Below are 17,285 nucleotides of genomic sequence, written 5' to 3'. Positions count from 1 at the left end.
AATTAAACTATCCCGGCACGTCATCTCCCAACACTTCGTTCGTTTACCAACCTTCCAACAACATCAAGCAATGACAACTGAGAACCCAAACCGTACTCTATAGCATCGGAAGCGCCTCGTGCCAACAATGAAATATTTTGTACGAACTCTTTGTCACCTAAGATACGCAAAACAACATCCCTAAGTTGATCAAGATTAGCCACATCATCTATGAAAGCCACATTTTCACCATCAATCAGAACATCATAAATTCCCTTTCCGATTGAAATATTTCGCGGCATCACACAACATTTGGAACGCGCCAAGACCTCACGCGGAATTCTCGACCCGTGATAGGGAACATCCGCATTTTTTTCTAGAATAAAAATAGCGTCACATCTATCAATAAAACGCGGAACTTTCCATGGCGCACAGGGAGGAATATACCAGGCACGAGCGGCCAACGTCGGATCTGAAGTCACACTCTTAAAAAAACGATCCATCAAGCGAGAGCTACCCGTCGGCATAAATAGAAACCTGAAAGGCACACCAGCCTTAGCGATTTTAGATAGCACCTCCAACAGAGCAAAGCTTCCCTTGGCATATCCAATTTTCCCATAGATTCCGAGAACAACCCCATCAATTGAATCGAAATCTTTTTTATTTATATCAATTACAGCACTTACCGCCCTCGCAGATAAATCAAGAGCACGCAGATGCTCTACGGCCTTAGTACAGACATCATTAACTTCAATGGGATTTGGAGAAGAATAATAAATATCCTCCAATCCTGACCCGCCATAATACATCAACTTTTGATCAGCCACACCAAGCCTTCTTAGATCGCTCACGGAGCGCGCCGAGCCAAGCTTAGTTAAAACAAAATTGTGCCACTCAAGAATGCATCGAAAGGTCGCCTCAAGCTCAGGATACTTTGAAAGCCTCGCCAAATCACTGCCTGCATGAAGAGCTATTGACCTTATTTTTAACTCGCGAGAAACAAAAGCTCCTGCGACCACATATGGCTCAAGATACCAACCTATTATGAGATCAGGCTTAGCTGAATGTGCCTCTCTAAGTCCTGCACCAATCAACAACGATAAAAACGGAACATCTCCCGGAATAGTTTTTCCTCGTAGAACATCCACATTGATAACATTTACTTCATAGCCTGCCCCAGCGCTTTTCAGCATTAATAAGTCATCACTTTCGAGCAACTGCTTGAAGTTACTCTCCACGCCCTCTGCATTTGTTATTACCGTGATTATATGCCCAGCTCTAGCTAAATTTTGCGCCAACCAATATAAGGATCTGGAAACCCCTCCCTGTATAGGAGGATATTTCCCAAAAATCATAATGCGAGCCATATTACCCCCTCTAAGGCGCCACCCAACCGGATGGCGCCCAAATACTGCAGTTAGACTACATCCTCATCAGACATAACCCAACAGTTAAAGCAATCCCCAAAACCACCAGGACCAAGTTCCAAATTTGGCCAGAACTGAGGCGGCGGCGCCTCACCAAAGTGCCGCTCATATGCAAACCTAAAGAACTTGTAATCACCCATTAAATCAACGCCACCATCATTCGCGGAAGAACCCGCAGGCTTATGATGTATGTAGCGGCCAGCGACAGCTTTACAAAAATTAACATAATCCACAGTGTTCACGATAAATTCATGCCAAAACCTGTCCACAGTCCTCGCCATCGGAAACTTTTTTTGTGGATATAGCGCACACAAGGCCAGATATCTAATCACTTCAGAAGCATGCTCAGACGCATTTTTTTTGGAAATACCCACCTCATTTGCATACTTCATGACAAGATTGTCTATAGGAAAAGATAGCGCCCTTAGAATAAGGCCACTAGAATCCTCAAAAACTACCTTAGATTCAACACTCCTATCTCGTGAGACGACCGAGTCAACCTCTACATTTTCATCAAGATCAAGAGCCATCTACACTCTCCTCTTACGCATGTTGAGACAACCCCCTGCCATTTCTACTTACTACAGGCCGCTGACCAAGTCAATGATGTCAACTAGTTTGGGCATCAATGTGCTACTGAGCTCAGCAACATATTACTCAGCTTTGATAGCTACGTAGCTGTTTGCTTGCCCGTTGGAGATTAATAGCATGATCACGTCGTCTCGCTTATAGCTAGCTAGTGCGTGATTCAATTCAGTAACACTACCCACTGATATCCTACCTACCCGGAGAATTACTTGGCCAGGAGAAAGCGGCGGCGAAGTGTTGCGTGCCTGCGAACCCGTCACTGCCGCGATGCGTACGCCCTGTCCCGTCTCTAGACCCATGTGGTTCCGCTCGGCGGTGGTCAGGTCGGCCACCTGCAGGCCGAGCAGCTTCACACTCGCCGGGGCGCTGGGCTTAGCCTGGTCAGCAGTGGTGCGCGGTGCGGTGTCGCCGGCGGGGTTGTTCAGCGTCGTCAGGGTGACAGCTACCTTGCGCGGCTTGCCATCGCGCAACACGTCCAGGTTGACCTTGGTGCCCGGCGCCATCAGGCCGATCATCGGCGGCAGATCGCTGAAGACATCGATCGGCTTGCCGTTGACGGCGGTGATCACATCGCCCACTTCGATCCCGGCCTTGGCGGCCGGGCTGCCGGCGGGAATGTCGTTGACCAGCGCGCCGCGCGTGTCCGGCAGGCTAAGGCCCTGCGCCTTGAGCGAATCGATCGGGCCGACCGCCACACCCAGCATGCCGCGACTCACATGGCCGGTGGCCTTGATCTGTTCGGCGGCACTGAAAGCCAGATCGATCGGGATCGCAAAACTGATCCCCATGTAGCCGCCCGAGGCGGAGAAGATCTGCGAGTTGATGCCGACCACTTCGCCACGCGTGTTGAGCAGCGGGCCACCGGAGTTGCCCTGATTGATCGCCACGTCGGTCTGGATGAAGGGCACGTAGCGCTGATCCGCATACGGGTTGCTGCGGCCGATGGCACTGACGATACCGGCGGTGACCGAGTGATCCAGCCCGAACGGCGAGCCGATCGCCACCACCCACTGGCCCGGCTTAAGCGAATTGGAATCGCCCAGGCGCACCGTTGGCAGGCCCTTGGCCTCGATCTTGAGCAGCGCCACATCGAACTGCTCGTCGCTGCCGACCACCTTGGCCTTGAACTCGCGCCGGTCGGTCAGCTTGACGGTCACTTCGCTGGCGCCATCGACCACGTGATGGTTGGTCAGCACATAGCCATCGGCCGAAATGATAAAGCCCGAGCCCATCGACTTGCCGGCAATGCCGCCATCGTCATCGCCCTGCCCTGGGCCACCCGGCCCCTGGCGCGGCCCGCCCGGCATCTGGAAATCCGGCCCGAAGAAGCGGCGGAAGAACTCCGGCATCTGCTCATCGCCCGGCATCGCGCCGCCGTCCTGCCCACCCGGCCCACCGCGCCGCTGGCGCGCCATGGCGTCCTTGCGGGTGATGGTGGTTTCGATATTGACCACGCCCGGGCCAACCTGTTCAACCAGATTGGTGAAGTCCGGCAGGCCCGCCACCAGCTGCGGCGCCGGCGTGGCGCTGCGGTTGGCGGCAATCGGTGCGGCGTCCTTGGCGGCGGGCGCGGGCTGCTGCGCGCAGGCGGCCAACGGCAGGGTCATGGCGATCAGGCCGAACATCTGGGTGCGGATGCGATGGTTCATCAGGTTGCCTCCGATGGCAGGGCGACAGGGGCCAAAGCCCCTGCCTTTGCAAGGGGTCCGGCACGATAACGGAAGGGAGGACGCCGAACCGATGAAGGTCGGCGGCGGGATCAGTCTTGCGGCGGCTGCACCGGCAGCGGCCGGCTCGCTGCCGGGCTGGCAATCGCTTGCGGCGCAGGCTCGAACGGATAGAACGCCGGACCCTGGCGGCCTTGACTGTAGCTGGCATTGAGCGGACTTTCACCAGCGCCGGACAAGGCCGCGCGGGGCCAGGGCCGCGCCTGCAAGGTCATCTCGGAATGCGTGAACGGGTTCGACGGCGCGGCCGGACGCACAGCCGGAGCAACCGGTGCCGGCGTGGCAGCGGCCACCATGCGGGTGGGTGCCTGCTGCTGGCGGGCAGCAACACTGCGGGCCGCCTGCTGATTGCGCGTGGCCGCACCGCGACGGGTGGAAGCCAGCGCAGCGGCAGGCACCGCTGCAGCGAGCGCGACACCCTCGTCGGGTGTGGCCGGATCCGGTGTCGCCGGCGCTTTCGGCGCTGCAGGCGGCTGCACTGCGGCGGGCATCTGCGCGGCCGAGGCGAACACCGGCACCTGGGCGGCAGGCGGCGCCGTCTCGGGCAAACGCTCGCGCGCCATGAACAAGGCGATCGCCGCCACAGATGCCGCAATCGCCGCGCCACCACCCCAGCGCCAGCGCGCCGCCGGACGCGTGGCCGGCTGCGCCTGCGGCACCGGCTCATCGGCGATGGCGCTGCGCACGCGCGCGGCAAATTCCAGCGGTGCCGGCGCGCTGGCCGCACCGCGCAGCACATCGCCGCACAGCTGCCAACGTTCGTGGCAGCCGGCCAGTTCTTCGTCGTGGGCCAAACGGCGCAGCAGGAAGCGCGACTCGTCGGCGCTCAATTCGCCATCCACCAGCGCAGACAGCTGCTGGCGGTAGTGACGCTCGAACTTGTCGGTGGTGGACATGGCAGGGTTATGGCTCATACACGGTGTCGCTCACGGGTAGCGCTTTCGGTCTCCAATAGAGGCCGCAGCTCGATGTCGATGGCCTCGCGCGCCCGGAAGATGCGCGAGCGCACCGTTCCGATCGGGCAATCCATCTTTCGCGCGATTTCGTCGTAGCTCAGCCCCTCCACCTCGCGCAGGGTGATGGCCGACCGAAGTTCTTCCGGCAGGGCTTGGACCGCACGCATCACCGTTTGTTCCAGCTCCTGTCGCATCAATTCGCGCTCCGGGGTGTCGGTATCGCGCAGGCGGGTGGCACCATCGAACTGTTCGGCATCGCTGATCTCGATATCGTCGGTGGGCGGACGGCGGTTGTGCGCAACCAGATGGTTCTTGGCAGTGTTGACGGCAATGCGGTGTAACCATGTATAGAACTGCGAGTCGCCGCGGAAACTGTTGATCGCGCGGTAGGCGCGCACAAACGTATCCTGAGCCACGTCCTGACACTCGCTCCAGTCAGCGATGTAGCGCCCGATCAACGCAACGATGCGGTGCTGGTATTTGCGTACCAGCACATCGAACGCTGCGCTCTCGCCGCGCTGCACACGCCGGACCAGTTCCAGGTCCAGCTCCTGAGGTGTATCGACTTCGGCCATGTCGGGCCGCACTCCTGTCAGCCCACCGAAGTCGGGCAATGAGACAACCATTGAAGGGAAAAGTTCATACCGATCCGTACGATCGTCACGCATCAGACTAGCTGCACCGATGCGCCACTGGCGACGCCTCGCACCAGGCACGCGCCGCCTTGCCGACAGGTATGGGTATTTGACGTGAAGGAAACAACCTCTGGATGATAACGACCTTTCCTTATATCTCCGGACGGCCAGACGCATGCTTCCAGGTTTCGACGGGCTCCGATTCAGCCATTGGCAGGCCGATCTGCGCGAGGACGGCGTGGTCGTGCTCAGCCTTGATCGCCAGGGCGCACCGGTCAACGCATTTTCGCAGCAGGTGCTGCTCGAACTGGGCGCGCTGGTCGAGCGCCTGGCGCTGGACCCGCCAAAGGGCGTGGTGCTGCGCTCGGGCAAGCCCAACGGCTTCATCGCCGGCGCCGACCTCAAGGAATTCCAGGAATTCGACCGCAAGGGCACGGTCAACGACGCGATCCATCGTGGCCAGAGCGTCTTTCAGAAGCTGGCCGAACTGCCCTGCCCCACGGTCGCGGCGATCCACGGCTTCTGCATGGGCGGCGGCACCGAGATCGCGCTGGCGTGCCGGTATCGCGTGGCCTCCGACGACGGCAGCACGCGCATCGGCCTGCCGGAAACCAAGCTCGGCATCTTTCCCGGCTGGGGGGGCAGCGCGCGTTTGCCGCGCCTGATCGGTGCGCCGGCGGCGATGGATCTGATGCTGACCGGTCGCACCGTATCATCCAAGGCCGCACGCGCGATGGGCCTGGTCGACAAGGTCGCCGCGCCCGCGGTGCTGGTCGATGTCGCCGCCGCGCTGGCGCTCACCGGCAGCAAACGTCCGTTCAAGCAGCGCGTCACCGCCTGGGCCACCAATACCTTGCTCGCGCGCAAGCTGCTGGCCCCACAGATGCGCAAGCAGGTCGCACGCAAGGCGCGCAAGGAGCATTACCCGGCGCCCTACGCTTTGATCAACGTGTGGGAACGTGCCGGCGGCAGTGGCATCCAGGCGCGCCTGGCGGCCGAGCGCAAGGCGGTGGTCAAGCTGGCCAGCACGCCGACCGCACGTAACCTGATCCGCATCTTCTTTCTGACCGAGCGTTTGAAAGCGCTGGGCGGCAAGGACGCCGGCGCTGCAGCCTTGGCACCGATTCGCTATGTGCATGTGGTCGGTGCCGGCGTGATGGGCGGCGATATCGCGGCCTGGGCGGCCTACAAGGGCTTGGAGGTGACGCTGCAGGATCGCGAGCAGCGCTTCATCGATACGGCGCTGGGCCGCGGCGGCGAGTTGTTCGCCAAACGCGTCAAGGACGAGGCCAAGCGGCCGGCGGTGGCGGCGCGCCTGCGCGGCGACCTGGCCGGCGCGGGCGTGGCGCAGGCGGATCTGGTGATCGAAGCGATCATCGAGAACCCGCAGGCCAAGCGCGAGCTGTATCAGTCCATCGAGCCGCAGCTCAAGCCCGATGCGTTGCTGACCACCAACACCTCGTCGATTCCGTTGACCGAGCTAAGCGGGCATCTCCAGCGCCCGGCGCAGTTTGCCGGCCTGCACTACTTCAATCCGGTATCGATGATGCCGCTGGTGGAAATCGTGCAGCACGACGGGCTGGACCCGGCCAACGTCGCGCGCCTGGCTGCGTTCTGCAAGGCGCTGGACAAGTTCCCGGTACCGGTGGCCGGCACGCCGGGCTTCCTGGTCAATCGCGTGCTGTTCCCGTACCTGCTCGAAGCGGCCACCGCCTATGCCGAAGGCGTACCGGGCCCGGTACTGGACAAGACCGCAGTGACGTTCGGTATGCCGATGGGGCCGATCGAACTGATCGACACGGTGGGGCTGGACGTTGCCGCCGGCGTGGGGGCGGAGCTCGCCCCGTTCCTGCACCTGCCGATCCCTGCGGCGCTGGCCACTGTGGAGCCGGGCAAGCGCGGCAAGAAGGACGGCCAGGGCCTGTACAAGTGGGAGAACGGGCGCGCGGTCAAGCCCGAGGTCGCCAGCGGCTACGAGGCGCCGGCAGACCTGGAAGATCGCCTGATCCTGCCGCTGCTCAACGAAGCCGTCGCCTGCCTGCACGACGGCGTGGTGGCCGACGCGGACCTGCTCGACGCCGGCGTGATCTTCGGCACCGGCTTTGCCCCGTTCCGCGGCGGCCCGATCCAGCACATCCGCAGTGTCGGCGCCGACGCATTGCTGGCACGTCTGCAGGCACTGCAGGCGCGCCATGGCGAGCGTTTCGCGCCGCGCCCGGGCTGGGAGTCGCCGTTGTTGCGTGAGCCGGTGGTGTGAGCCGTTGACACCGTCGTCGACGTCGATCAGACACGCAAGCGAGGGGCGATCGGCGACTGAGATGATCTGCAGGTTGCAGCGCGGCGAGCCATCGACAAAAGCTTTCGCAGGCCACAAAGAACAACGGCGAGCCAAGGCTCGCCGTTGTTTTTACCAGCTTGTCAAACGATCACATTATTGATTTTGACGCCACAGCAACCTTCGCTTGAGTAGAGCCTTCACGGTCAATTTGACAGAAGAAAAATAACGAAGTATAGAGACTCTGCGCCATAAGGTAATGGCTGCATAGGAAGTGCTCACCTGCGCAACCGCGTACGTTCTACAACGAAGCAAATGAGGGATCTATATGCGCTTTAGATTTATTTATATTGGAATTATGACAATAGGTGCACTTTTGTCGTCATCTGCTAAAGCAGAGGATACGGCGATTGTCTGTGACACGTGCACTTCACTTAGTCAATTTCAGATGGCTGCCAGAGGCGGGGTCTCGGGAACAAACGTAAACAGTGAGGTGCTGGTAGTAAACCCAGTAACGGAGCAGGCAATTTGGATTTCAGTCCTTCCACGGTCTGGAGGAGGTACTAGATCCCAGAAAAATTCAGAAGTTTATAACAAGGAACTTTTGCCAGGTGAACCAGTAACACTTATTGAGAGTGCAGGAATAATTCGTGGCAAACAACAGCTTGATGCTTTAGCCTCTGCAGCAGCACCCGGCTACGACTTTCTCAATAGAGATCTAACCCCAGATGAAAAAGCAGAAGTAGGCTCCCTTATAAAACTCAGCGGAAAAGATACAATTGTAGTATTACCTCCGGATGACGGAAGTGGCTACTTCAACTCATATCACGGGTCTATTGCTGAAGGCACCAAGCTTTATGTATTCAATCGAGTAGCAGCATCCAACGAAGGGCTACTTAAAACCGCTCTAGCTTCACGAATTCGCCAATTATTGACAAATCGGCTTGCTGCATATTTTGGCAAACAGAGCAGAAATTGCGCCGTATACAACAACGGAGATTCTGTTTGCTGGCAAATTGATCTTATGTGCCCCAGCTGTAATACAAGCATTAATGGCACTGCCAAAGATGTCAGAGGCAATATCCTTCCATCTACTGGTGGGGAGCCAATCAGAGGGGAAGGTCTCACCGTAGTAAACACCCCTCCAAATGTCAATTATGGGCCAGCGGGCGGGAATGGCAGCAAGGGCGAGGTATGGCTTTTCTGTAGCTTTGTAGGTAACCAAGTACAAACATGTTATCTCCAGAGATTTTAGCTTAGAAGTCATTTCCGCAAACATCGCATTAATCAATATTAGACATTGATAAAAATTTTCTGCACCCTACCTTGAACTTAAATCGACAGAAAATTTATAATTTAATTGTAAAATTAAATAGAAATTAACCGGAAATTATATAATGCTTGTTTAGCTCGCACTACGCGGGCTTTTTTTATCAGATAGACGCATTTAATTCAATAAAAATTGCAGTACAAACGATGAAGGCCGTAGTGAAGCAAGCCTGGATTATTTCCTGTTACAGCGAGGCAACTTTATTGCACTTTCCGACTATGCGCACCACTGCCCCCACCTTCCTGTAACTTGGACCAGTCACAGCTAGCGCATATATATGTCCAAAACTTTTAGATGCACCATGCTATCGGGTTGCCCCTGAAAAACTTCTTCCAAACACCAATTGCCTGCTGTGAAAAAGTGCAGGCTACTGAATAATGTGAATGCCATTGTGCAGATCCTGCAACAACGTGATTCAGCGCAGCAGCCTATACACCCATATCACTCAAAACACATTCAATCTGCAACGGCGCAACTCGCGACCATTTTTTAGATGTCCGATCGCCAGTTCCACGCTTGACATCGTTTGACCCGCCACTATACAGCAGCATTTTGCCATCCTCATGCACAGCAACGCCTCCCCGCTCTAGCAAACTTCTTAACATGCTCAACTAACATATAAAGCAGTAGGAAAACCATCAATAGCCGAGCTTCGTGGGAAGCAAGCCGCATCAGCAGCGTGCGGATGCTAATTAAGCTCATATCGCTATCGCTTGCCTATTCAGATGAATAAACCTCACTGAAAAATCAGCGCAAATGGAAGCGATGGGTGTGCGAGTGATCTTGGTGATCATGCCCCGCTGCGCCTTTCAATACACTAGGCGTCCCACACGGCTCGGTACCGCAATCGCCGCTCTCCACCTGCAAGGTGACGTGGGCGATCTCGAAGCGCGCGTGCAGCAGCTCGGCAAGGGCGTCGCGCAGGCGGTCGCGGTCGGTGGTTTCGCCGACCACCACGTGTGCGGTGAGCGCGGGCGTGCTGGAGGCCAGTGCCCAGACGTGCAGGTCGTGCACGTCCTCGACGCCGGGGTGGCTGGCCAGCGCCTGCTGCACCTGCGGCAGATCGATGCCTTTGGGAACACCTTCCAGCAGCACGTTGATCGCCTCGCGCAGCAGCACCCAGGTGCGCGGCAACACCCACAGGCCGATCAGCACGGCCAGCACCGGGTCGATCCACTGCCAGCCGGTCCAGCGGATCAGCAGCGCGCCGATGATCACCGCCACCGAGCCGAGCATGTCGCTCCAGACTTCCAGATAGGCGCCCTTGACGTTGAGGCTCTCGCCGCTGCCGGCGTGCAGCAGCTTCATAGCGATCAGATTGATCACCAGGCCGAAGCCGGCGATCAGCAGCATGCCGCTGGAGGAAATATCCTGCGGTGCGCGAAAGCGCTGCGCGGCCTCCCACAGGATGTAGGCGCCGACTGCGAACAACAGCGCGCCGTTGGCCAGCGCGCCGAGCGCTTCCAGCCGCACATAGCCATAGGTGCGGCGCGCATCGGCAGGACGACGGCTCAGGCGCACGGCAAGCAGGGCGATCATCAGGCCCACGGTGTCGGTGGCCATATGCGCGGCGTCGGACAACAGCGCCAGGCTGTTGGTGATGAACGCACCAATGACTTCCGCCAACAGGAACGTGGCGGTGAGGCCCAGCGCCCACCACAGCGGTGTCTCGTGGCGGATTTCGCTGGGTGCGTGGTTGTGGTCGTGTCCCATGGATGCGGTAGCCTCGTGCGATGCGCGCACCTTAGGCGCACGCGAGGGCGGAGACTATTACACCCGGGCGTGATGACATCACATCACGCGGAAGTGGCACTGCACGTTATTGCTCAGGCCAGGTAGCCACCTGGAGTGACTCACGAAACCCCTCGAACGCTGCAGCGATGGCGGCAATGTATCGGCAACACTCGCCCTCGTTGGCGGGTGGAGTGATGTCGTATTGGCAGTGACATTGCTCGGATTGAAAGAAGCCGATCAGACCGCACCTCAGCGGACGGCCGCGCTGCAAGCACTGCATGCACCGCTTGCAACCATGCGTACCGAACATCGTGACAGGTCCTTGCCCGCCCGCCGTCGCGGGACCTTACGCGGCATGGATGCCGCGTAAGAGCTTACCAGGACGTACTTGCAGCGTGTCCCGCGATGGTGCGCGGGCAAGGACCCTGCAGCAAACTTGCAGCGTCGAGGGCGCGGCGCCCTCACCGCACCAGACAGTTGGTCGGCGCTCATTTGAAAAGCGGTCTGTAGTCAGGTGTGCATCAGACGTGGAGCCGATGCTTCGTGATCGAACGAGGCGCATCCGGACGGCTTTTACATGCACACCGACCATCTCGACGGGTCCTTGCCCGCCCACCGTCGCGGGACCTTACGCGGCACGGATGCCGCGTAAGAGCCTCCATGGACGGATTCACGGCGTGTCCCGCGATGGTGGGCGGGCAAGGACCCTGCAGCAAAGCCGCAGATCAGACGCCGCCCCGTTCTATCAACTCTCCAGACGGATGCAAACCACCACTCTGGCCGCGCCTGTTCGACGGCAGGCGTAGACGCCTTGACGACCGCTCTCACACCTTGGCCACCAGCTTGATCACGCTGGAAAAATCCAGCGCACCGTTGCCGGCCTGGCTGTTCATCGCATACAGATTGCGCGCCAGCTCGCCGAGCGGAATCGACACGCCCGCCTGCACTGCGGATTCGGCGACCAGCCCCAGGTCCTTGAGCATCAGATCGTTGCCGAAGCCACCGCTGTAACCGCGCGATGCCGGCGCGTTGGGCAGCACGCCTGGCCACGGATTGCAGACTTCGGTGGCCCAGCTTCGCCCGGTGCTGACCGCCATCATCTGCGACAGCACCGCCGGGTCCAGCCCCTGCGCAACGCCGAGCGCCAGCGCCTCGCCGGTGGCCGCCATGATCACGCCCAGCGCCATGTTGTTGCACAGTTTGGCGACCTGGCCGGCGCCGTTGTCGCCAACGTGGAAGATGTTCTTGCCCATTGCCTGCAACACCGGCCGCGCGCGCTCCAATACCTGCGCAGCGCCGCCGACGATAAACGTCAGGCTGCCTGCAGCCGCACCCGCCGTCCCGCCGGAGACCGGCGCATCCAGTATCGCCAGGCCACGCGCCTGCGCCTCGGCAGCGAGCTTGCGTGCGCTGGCGGGTGCGATGGTGCTGCAGTCGATCACCAGGGCAGCGGCAGGAATCTGCGCCAGAATCCCGGCCTCGCCCAGGTACAGCGCTTCGACATGGCGGCTGGCCGGCAGCATCGAGATCACGATCTCGGCGTCGGCCAGGGTGTCGTGTGCGGAGCTGGCGGCATGCGCGCCGGCAGCAACTGCCGCGTCCAGCGCAGCGGGCACCAGATCGAACACCCGCAGCTGGTGCCCGGCCTTGCTGAGGTTGGCGGCCATCGGCCCGCCCATATTGCCCAGGCCGATAAAAGCGATCTTGCTCATGGTGTGGTTTTCCAGGGTTGGGCGGCCATCACCGACTGGCGCGGCCGTTGAATGGTGTGCCCGGCCGCAGCGCAGCGCGGCAAACGGGCACAGTGGCGTCCCTCGGTCCTGCACTGCAGATGCGGCTCATTGTCCGCATCCGCCAAGACCGTTCGCAGCGGCGTAGCAGCGACTCAACCTGCACCAAGGTCGGCAAGCGGATGCCGTGCAGGTGGCCAGGGCGATTGCAGGAATGGCGCCGCCCATTGCGCATCGGCCTGTTCGAGCGCGGCAGGCTGCCACTGCGGCGTACGGTCCTTGTCGATCAACAGCGCGCGAATGCCTTCGGCGAAGTCGCCATGCGCGGCGGCATGCAGCGCCACCACGTACTCGGTGCGAAAGGTGTCGGCCAGCGTGCCGGTGCCCGGGTGACGTTGCAGCTCCCAGGCCAGGCGCGCCGAGCCGGGGGCGCCGGCTGCCAGCGTTGCACGCGCGGCCTGCAACCAGGCATCTTCACTTTGCAGTGCCAGGATTGCGGCGACCACTTCCTGCAGCGTCTGGCCTGCCACCAATTGCGCGATCAGCGCCGCATGCACCTGCAGCGGGCCGGGCTCCAGCGGTTGCGCAATCCCGTGCAGGAATGCGCCGAGCTGGGCGCGATCCTCGCTGGCATCGCCTGTCCAGGCATGCGCGTCCAGGGCGTCCAGCACTGCCGCGTACTGCGCATGTTCCAGGCGCACATCCGCAAGCCCGGCATAGATGGCATCGCTGGCATCCAGCGGCGCGCCGGTCAGTGCCAGAAACAATCCTGCGCCGTGCGGCACGCGGCGCAACAACCAGCTGCCACCCACGTCGGGAAACAGGCCGACACTGATCTCCGGCATCGCCAGCCGCGAGCGCTCGGTGACCACGCGATGGCTGGCGCCGGACATCAAGCCGATACCGCCGCCCATGACGATGCCGTGGCCCCAGCACAGCAGCGGCTTCGGGTAGGTGTGGATGCGATGGTCGAGCCGGTACTCCTCTTCGAAGAACGCAGCGGCGTGCGCATTGCCCTGCGGTTGCGCGCGACGTTGCTGCGCGTCCGGTACCGCCTCGCGATGCGCGCGCATGCTCTGGTACAGACCATGCAGGTCGCCGCCCGCGCAGAACGCTTTCTCGCCGGCACCACGCAACACCACGCAGGCAATCTGCGCATCGTCAGCCCAGACGCGCAACTGCGCATCCAGCAGGCGCGTCATCTGCAGGGACAGGCCGTTGAGCGTCCTGGGCGCATTCAAGGTGGCGATGCCGATGCGATGCCCGTCGGCGCAATCGCGTTGTTCGAACAGCACCGGGGCTTCTTCGGGGAGGCTCACATCCAGCATCAGCCATTGCTCCACTGCGGTGCGCGCTTCTCGAGAAAGGCAGCCACTCCCTCGGCCTGATCGGCCTGCTCGAACAGGTCGACGAAGGCTTCGCGCTCTGCCACCAGCGCGGCGGCATGCGTGCCGTGGCGGGTGGACTGCACCAGGCGCTTGCACGCCGCAACGCTGGCCGGACTCTGCTTGCCGGCGCGCTGTGCCCAGGCAATGGCCAGCGCGCGCGACTCGCCCGTGCCCACCACCTCTTCCACCAGGCCGATGCGGTGCGCGGTGGCGGCATCCAGACGCTCGCCAAGCAGGATCATGCGCTTGGCCCAACCCTCGCCGACCAGGCGCGGCAGGTTCTGGGTGCCGCCGGCGCACGGCAACAAGCCGACGCTGGCTTCCGGCAAGGCCAGCTGTGCGTGCTGCTCGGCAATGCGCAGGTCGCAGGCCAGCGCGCACTCCAGGCCACCACCCATCGCATAGCCGTTGATGGCGGCGATCGACACGCCGCGAAACGCGCTCAAGGCCTCGAAGGCTTCGCCGAAGCGACGCGCGGCCTCCCGTGCAGCAGCCTTGTCGCCATCGGCAAACTGCTTGAGATCGGCGCCGGCACTGAAGAACTTCTCTCCATCGCCAGTGATCACCAGCGCGTAGATGCTGCGGTCCGCATCCAGCGCGCGGACCAGGTCGCGCAAGGCTGCAAGACTGTGCACGGTCCAGGTGTTGGCCGGCGGATTGCGCAGGGTGACGATGGCGACATGGCCGTCGCGTTCGACATGTAAACCGGTATGCGTGCGTGTTGCCCAATCGCTCATCGCAGTTCCTCCTCGCCGTTGAGCAGGTGGCGCGCAATGATCATGCGCATCACCTCGTTGGTGCCTTCCAGGATGCGGTGCACGCGGCTGTCGCGCAGCAGGCGCTCGATCGGATACTCGCGGATATAGCCGTAGCCGCCGTGGATCTGCAAGGCATCGTCGCAGATCGCAAAGCCGGCGTCGGTGGCGAAACGCTTGGCCATCGCGCACCACACGGTGGCATCGTGGCTGCCGGCATCGAGCTTGCGTGCAGCGGTGTGCACCATCTGCCGCGCGGCCACCAGTTGCGTGGCCATGTCGGCCAGTTTGAACTGCAGCGCCTGGAAATCGGCCAGCTTCTTGCCGAACTGCCGGCGCTCGCCCATGTAGCGGCGGGCGGCGTCCAGCGCGCCTTGCGCCGCTCCCAACGAACAGGCGGCGATATTGATGCGGCCGCCATCCAGTGCCTTCATCGCCATCTTGAAACCTTCGCCTTCCTTGCCCAGCAGATTGCCGGCCGGAATGCGCACGTTCTCGAAGCTCACCCCGCGCGTGGGCTGGCTGTTCCAGCCCATTTTCTCTTCCTTGCGGCCGTAGCTGATGCCGGGCGCATCGGCGGGCACCACGAAGGCGCTGATGCCGCGCGCGCCGTCGTCGCCGGTGCGGGCCATCACCACCAGCACATCGGTGGCGCCCGCGCCGGAGATGAAGGCCTTGCTGCCGTTGAGCAGGTAGTTGTCGCCGTCGCGCTGCGCACGCGTCTTGAGCGAGGCCGCGTCCGAGCCGGCACCCGGCTCGGTGAGGCAGTACGAACCCAGTTTGGCGCCGCTGGTCATCGCCTCGCCCCACTGCGCGCGCACCGCGTCGTTGCCGTAACTGGCGATCAACCAGGTGGCCATGTTGTGGATGCTGATGAAGGCCGAGGTGGATGGATCGACCGTGGCCAGTTCCTCGAACACCACCGCGGCATCGAGCCGGCGCATGCCCAGGCCGCCCACGCCCTCATCGGTGTACAGCCCGCAGAACCCCAGCTCGGCCGCCTTGGCGATCGCCTCGCGCGGGAAGTGGCTTTCCGCATCCCAATGCGCGGCGTGCGGTGCGAGTTCCTTGTCGGCAAAGTCGCGCGCGGCAGCGCGGAACGCTTCCTGCTCGTCATTCAAATCGGCCGTATTGGCGTGTAGCTGGATGGCTGCATTCATGGCGATCGTGTCACTTGAGGGAAATGGTGGTGTTGACGCCTTGGCCCAGCGTTTCGTCGTCGAACCAGCGCGCGGTCACGGTCTTGGTCTGGGTGTAGAACATCACCACCTGCTTGCCGTACGGGCCCAGGTCGCCGAGCTTGGAGGCACGCGATCCGGTGAACGAGAACAGCGGCACCGGTACCGGGATCGGCACGTTGATGCCGACCTGGCCCACGTCGATGTCTTCCTGAAAACGCCGCGCCGCCGCACCGGACTGGGTGAACAAGGCGGTGCCATTGCCATTGGGGTTGGCATTGACCAGGGCGATGGCCTCGTCCAGCGTGGCTGCCTCCAGGATCACCAGCACCGGTCCGAAGATTTCCTCGTCGTAGATGCGCATGCCCGGCCTCACGCCGGAGAAGATCGTCGGGCCGACGAAGTTGCCCTGCTCGAAGCCCGGCACGCTGGGCGCGCGCCCATCCAGTTCCAGTGTGGCGCCCTGCTCGACGCCGGAGGCGATCAAGCCTTCCACACGCTCGCGCGCCGCGCAGGAGATCAGCGGCCCGACCTCGGTGCCCGGCGCATTGCCTGCGCCCAGGGTCAGGCCCTTTGCCTTGGCCACCAGCGCCGGAATCCATTGCCGCGCCTCGCCCACCAGCACCAGCGTGGACGCGGCCATGCAGCGTTGGCCGGCCGCACCGAAGGCGGCGCCGACCATCGCATTGAGCGTCTGTTCCTGATTGGCGTCCGGCAGCACCACGGCATGATTTTTCGCACCCATCATGCATTGCACGCGCTTGCCGGCCAGCGCGGCGCGCCGATAGACGTGCGTGCCGACCCTGGTCGACCCGACAAACGACAGCGCCTTGATGTCCGGGTGGTCGCACAACGCGTTGACCACGTCTTCGCCGCCGTGCACGACATTGAGCACACCCTTGGGAATGCCTGCCTCCAGCGCCAGTTCCACCAGCCGCATGGTCACCATCGGGTCCTGCTCGGATGGCTTGAGCACGAAGGTGTTGCCGGTGGCGATGGCCATCGGAAACATCCACAACGGAATCATCGCCGGGAAGTTGAACGGGGTGATGCCCGCGCACACGCCCAGCGGCTGCAGCAGGCTATAGGTGTCCACGCCGTTGGCGACGTTGTTGGCCAGCTCGCCCAACTGCAGGTTGCCGATCGCCGCAGCGTGTTCCACCACCTCCAGCCCGCGGAACACATCGCCTTCGGCATCGGCCAGGGTCTTGCCCTGCTCGGCGCTGAGCAGCGCGGCCAGCTCGGGCATGTGCTCGCGGATCAGCTGCTGGTACTTGAGGAAGATGCGCGCACGCGTGCCGATCGGGGTCTTGCGCCAGCTCACGAAGGCCTGGCTGGCCGCCGCCACCGCCGCGGCCACTTCGCCGGTGGTGGCGAACGGCACCTGTGCCAGCACCGACTGATCGGCCGGGTTGACCACGTCCTGCCAATGGGGGCTGGCGGAGGTGACGAACTGGCCGTCGATCAACAGGGAAACGCGCGGGACGGAATTACTCATTGCAGGGTCGCTCGCAGAAGGTCGCTACGGATGCTTCGCATTGTTCGCACCGCGACCTGGCATTCCCAGCCCGAGACTGCTTAAT

At 61.5% G+C, this 17,285-nt stretch carries 13 protein-coding genes; 2 read left to right on the top strand and 11 right to left on the bottom strand.

Annotated elements, in window-relative coordinates; all coding sequences use genetic code 11:
- Positions 1-20: 20 nt before the first annotated feature.
- From XARJCFBP2528_RS23095 to rpoE, 5 genes are all read right to left on the bottom strand, one after another.
- On the bottom strand, positions 21-1,346 hold the full coding sequence (locus XARJCFBP2528_RS23095; RefSeq protein WP_155410681.1) for a glycosyltransferase family protein: 1,326 nt from the start codon (positions 1,344-1,346) through the stop codon (positions 21-23).
- Between the two features lie 50 nt (positions 1,347-1,396).
- Entirely contained in the window at positions 1,397-1,936 is a 540-nt protein-coding gene (locus XARJCFBP2528_RS23090) for a glycine-rich domain-containing protein (protein ID WP_144422101.1), read from the bottom strand.
- A 123-nt stretch (positions 1,937-2,059) separates the two neighbouring features.
- Positions 2,060-3,643 carry a DegQ family serine endoprotease gene (locus XARJCFBP2528_RS00895; protein WP_016903797.1) on the bottom strand — a complete coding sequence of 528 codons (1,584 nt, stop codon included), beginning with the start codon at positions 3,641-3,643 and terminating at the stop codon, positions 2,060-2,062.
- 110 nt (positions 3,644-3,753) lie between these two features.
- Positions 3,754-4,635 (bottom strand): sigma-E factor negative regulatory protein, encoded by an 882-nt coding sequence (locus XARJCFBP2528_RS00890; RefSeq protein WP_026064647.1) that lies wholly within the window; start codon positions 4,633-4,635, stop codon positions 3,754-3,756.
- Entirely contained in the window at positions 4,632-5,252 is a 621-nt protein-coding gene (rpoE, locus tag XARJCFBP2528_RS00885) for an RNA polymerase sigma factor RpoE (RefSeq protein ID WP_016903799.1), read from the bottom strand. Before rpoE ends, XARJCFBP2528_RS00890 begins: the two co-directional genes overlap by 4 nt.
- A gap of 235 nt (positions 5,253-5,487) precedes the next feature.
- Here rpoE and XARJCFBP2528_RS00880 point away from each other — a divergent pair, with 235 nt between their 5' ends.
- Positions 5,488-7,569, top strand: a complete 2,082-nt coding sequence (locus tag XARJCFBP2528_RS00880; protein WP_016903800.1) for a 3-hydroxyacyl-CoA dehydrogenase NAD-binding domain-containing protein — start codon at positions 5,488-5,490, stop codon at positions 7,567-7,569.
- A gap of 346 nt (positions 7,570-7,915) precedes the next feature.
- Positions 7,916-8,842: a hypothetical protein gene (locus tag XARJCFBP2528_RS23085; protein ID WP_146011209.1), complete on the top strand. Its 927-nt coding sequence runs from the start codon at positions 7,916-7,918 to the stop codon at positions 8,840-8,842.
- A gap of 822 nt (positions 8,843-9,664) precedes the next feature.
- Here the strand turns inward: XARJCFBP2528_RS23085 and XARJCFBP2528_RS00875 are convergent.
- The 6 genes from XARJCFBP2528_RS00875 to XARJCFBP2528_RS00850 all read right to left on the bottom strand — a co-directional run bounded on the left by XARJCFBP2528_RS00875 (position 9,665) and on the right by XARJCFBP2528_RS00850 (position 17,200).
- On the bottom strand, positions 9,665-10,630 hold the full coding sequence (locus XARJCFBP2528_RS00875) for a cation diffusion facilitator family transporter (protein ID WP_016903801.1): 966 nt from the start codon (positions 10,628-10,630) through the stop codon (positions 9,665-9,667).
- An 845-nt stretch (positions 10,631-11,475) separates the two neighbouring features.
- The gene (gene mmsB, locus XARJCFBP2528_RS00870) at positions 11,476-12,378 is read right to left on the bottom strand and encodes a 3-hydroxyisobutyrate dehydrogenase (protein WP_180968826.1); all 903 of its coding nucleotides are present in this window, start codon (positions 12,376-12,378) and stop codon (positions 11,476-11,478) included.
- 158 nt (positions 12,379-12,536) lie between these two features.
- Positions 12,537-13,709, bottom strand: coding sequence for an enoyl-CoA hydratase/isomerase family protein (locus XARJCFBP2528_RS00865; RefSeq protein ID WP_026064480.1), 1,173 nt, complete (start codon positions 13,707-13,709; stop codon positions 12,537-12,539).
- Positions 13,709-14,506 (bottom strand): enoyl-CoA hydratase, encoded by a 798-nt coding sequence (locus tag XARJCFBP2528_RS00860; RefSeq protein ID WP_016903185.1) that lies wholly within the window; start codon positions 14,504-14,506, stop codon positions 13,709-13,711. Before XARJCFBP2528_RS00860 ends, XARJCFBP2528_RS00865 begins: the two co-directional genes overlap by 1 nt.
- Positions 14,503-15,684 carry an acyl-CoA dehydrogenase family protein gene (locus tag XARJCFBP2528_RS00855; RefSeq protein ID WP_016903186.1) on the bottom strand — a complete coding sequence of 394 codons (1,182 nt, stop codon included), beginning with the start codon at positions 15,682-15,684 and terminating at the stop codon, positions 14,503-14,505. The genes XARJCFBP2528_RS00860 and XARJCFBP2528_RS00855 overlap by 4 nt, the downstream gene beginning before the upstream one ends.
- A gap of 10 nt (positions 15,685-15,694) precedes the next feature.
- Positions 15,695-17,200 carry a CoA-acylating methylmalonate-semialdehyde dehydrogenase gene (locus XARJCFBP2528_RS00850; protein ID WP_047124201.1) on the bottom strand — a complete coding sequence of 502 codons (1,506 nt, stop codon included), beginning with the start codon at positions 17,198-17,200 and terminating at the stop codon, positions 15,695-15,697.
- Positions 17,201-17,285 lie beyond the last annotated feature (85 nt).

This window comes from Xanthomonas arboricola pv. juglandis, from assembly GCF_001013475.1.
Classification (GTDB): Bacteria; Pseudomonadota; Gammaproteobacteria; order Xanthomonadales; family Xanthomonadaceae; genus Xanthomonas; species Xanthomonas arboricola.
Note: the sequence above shows the minus strand (reverse complement) of the source record. Positions and strands in the feature narration are given on the sequence as shown.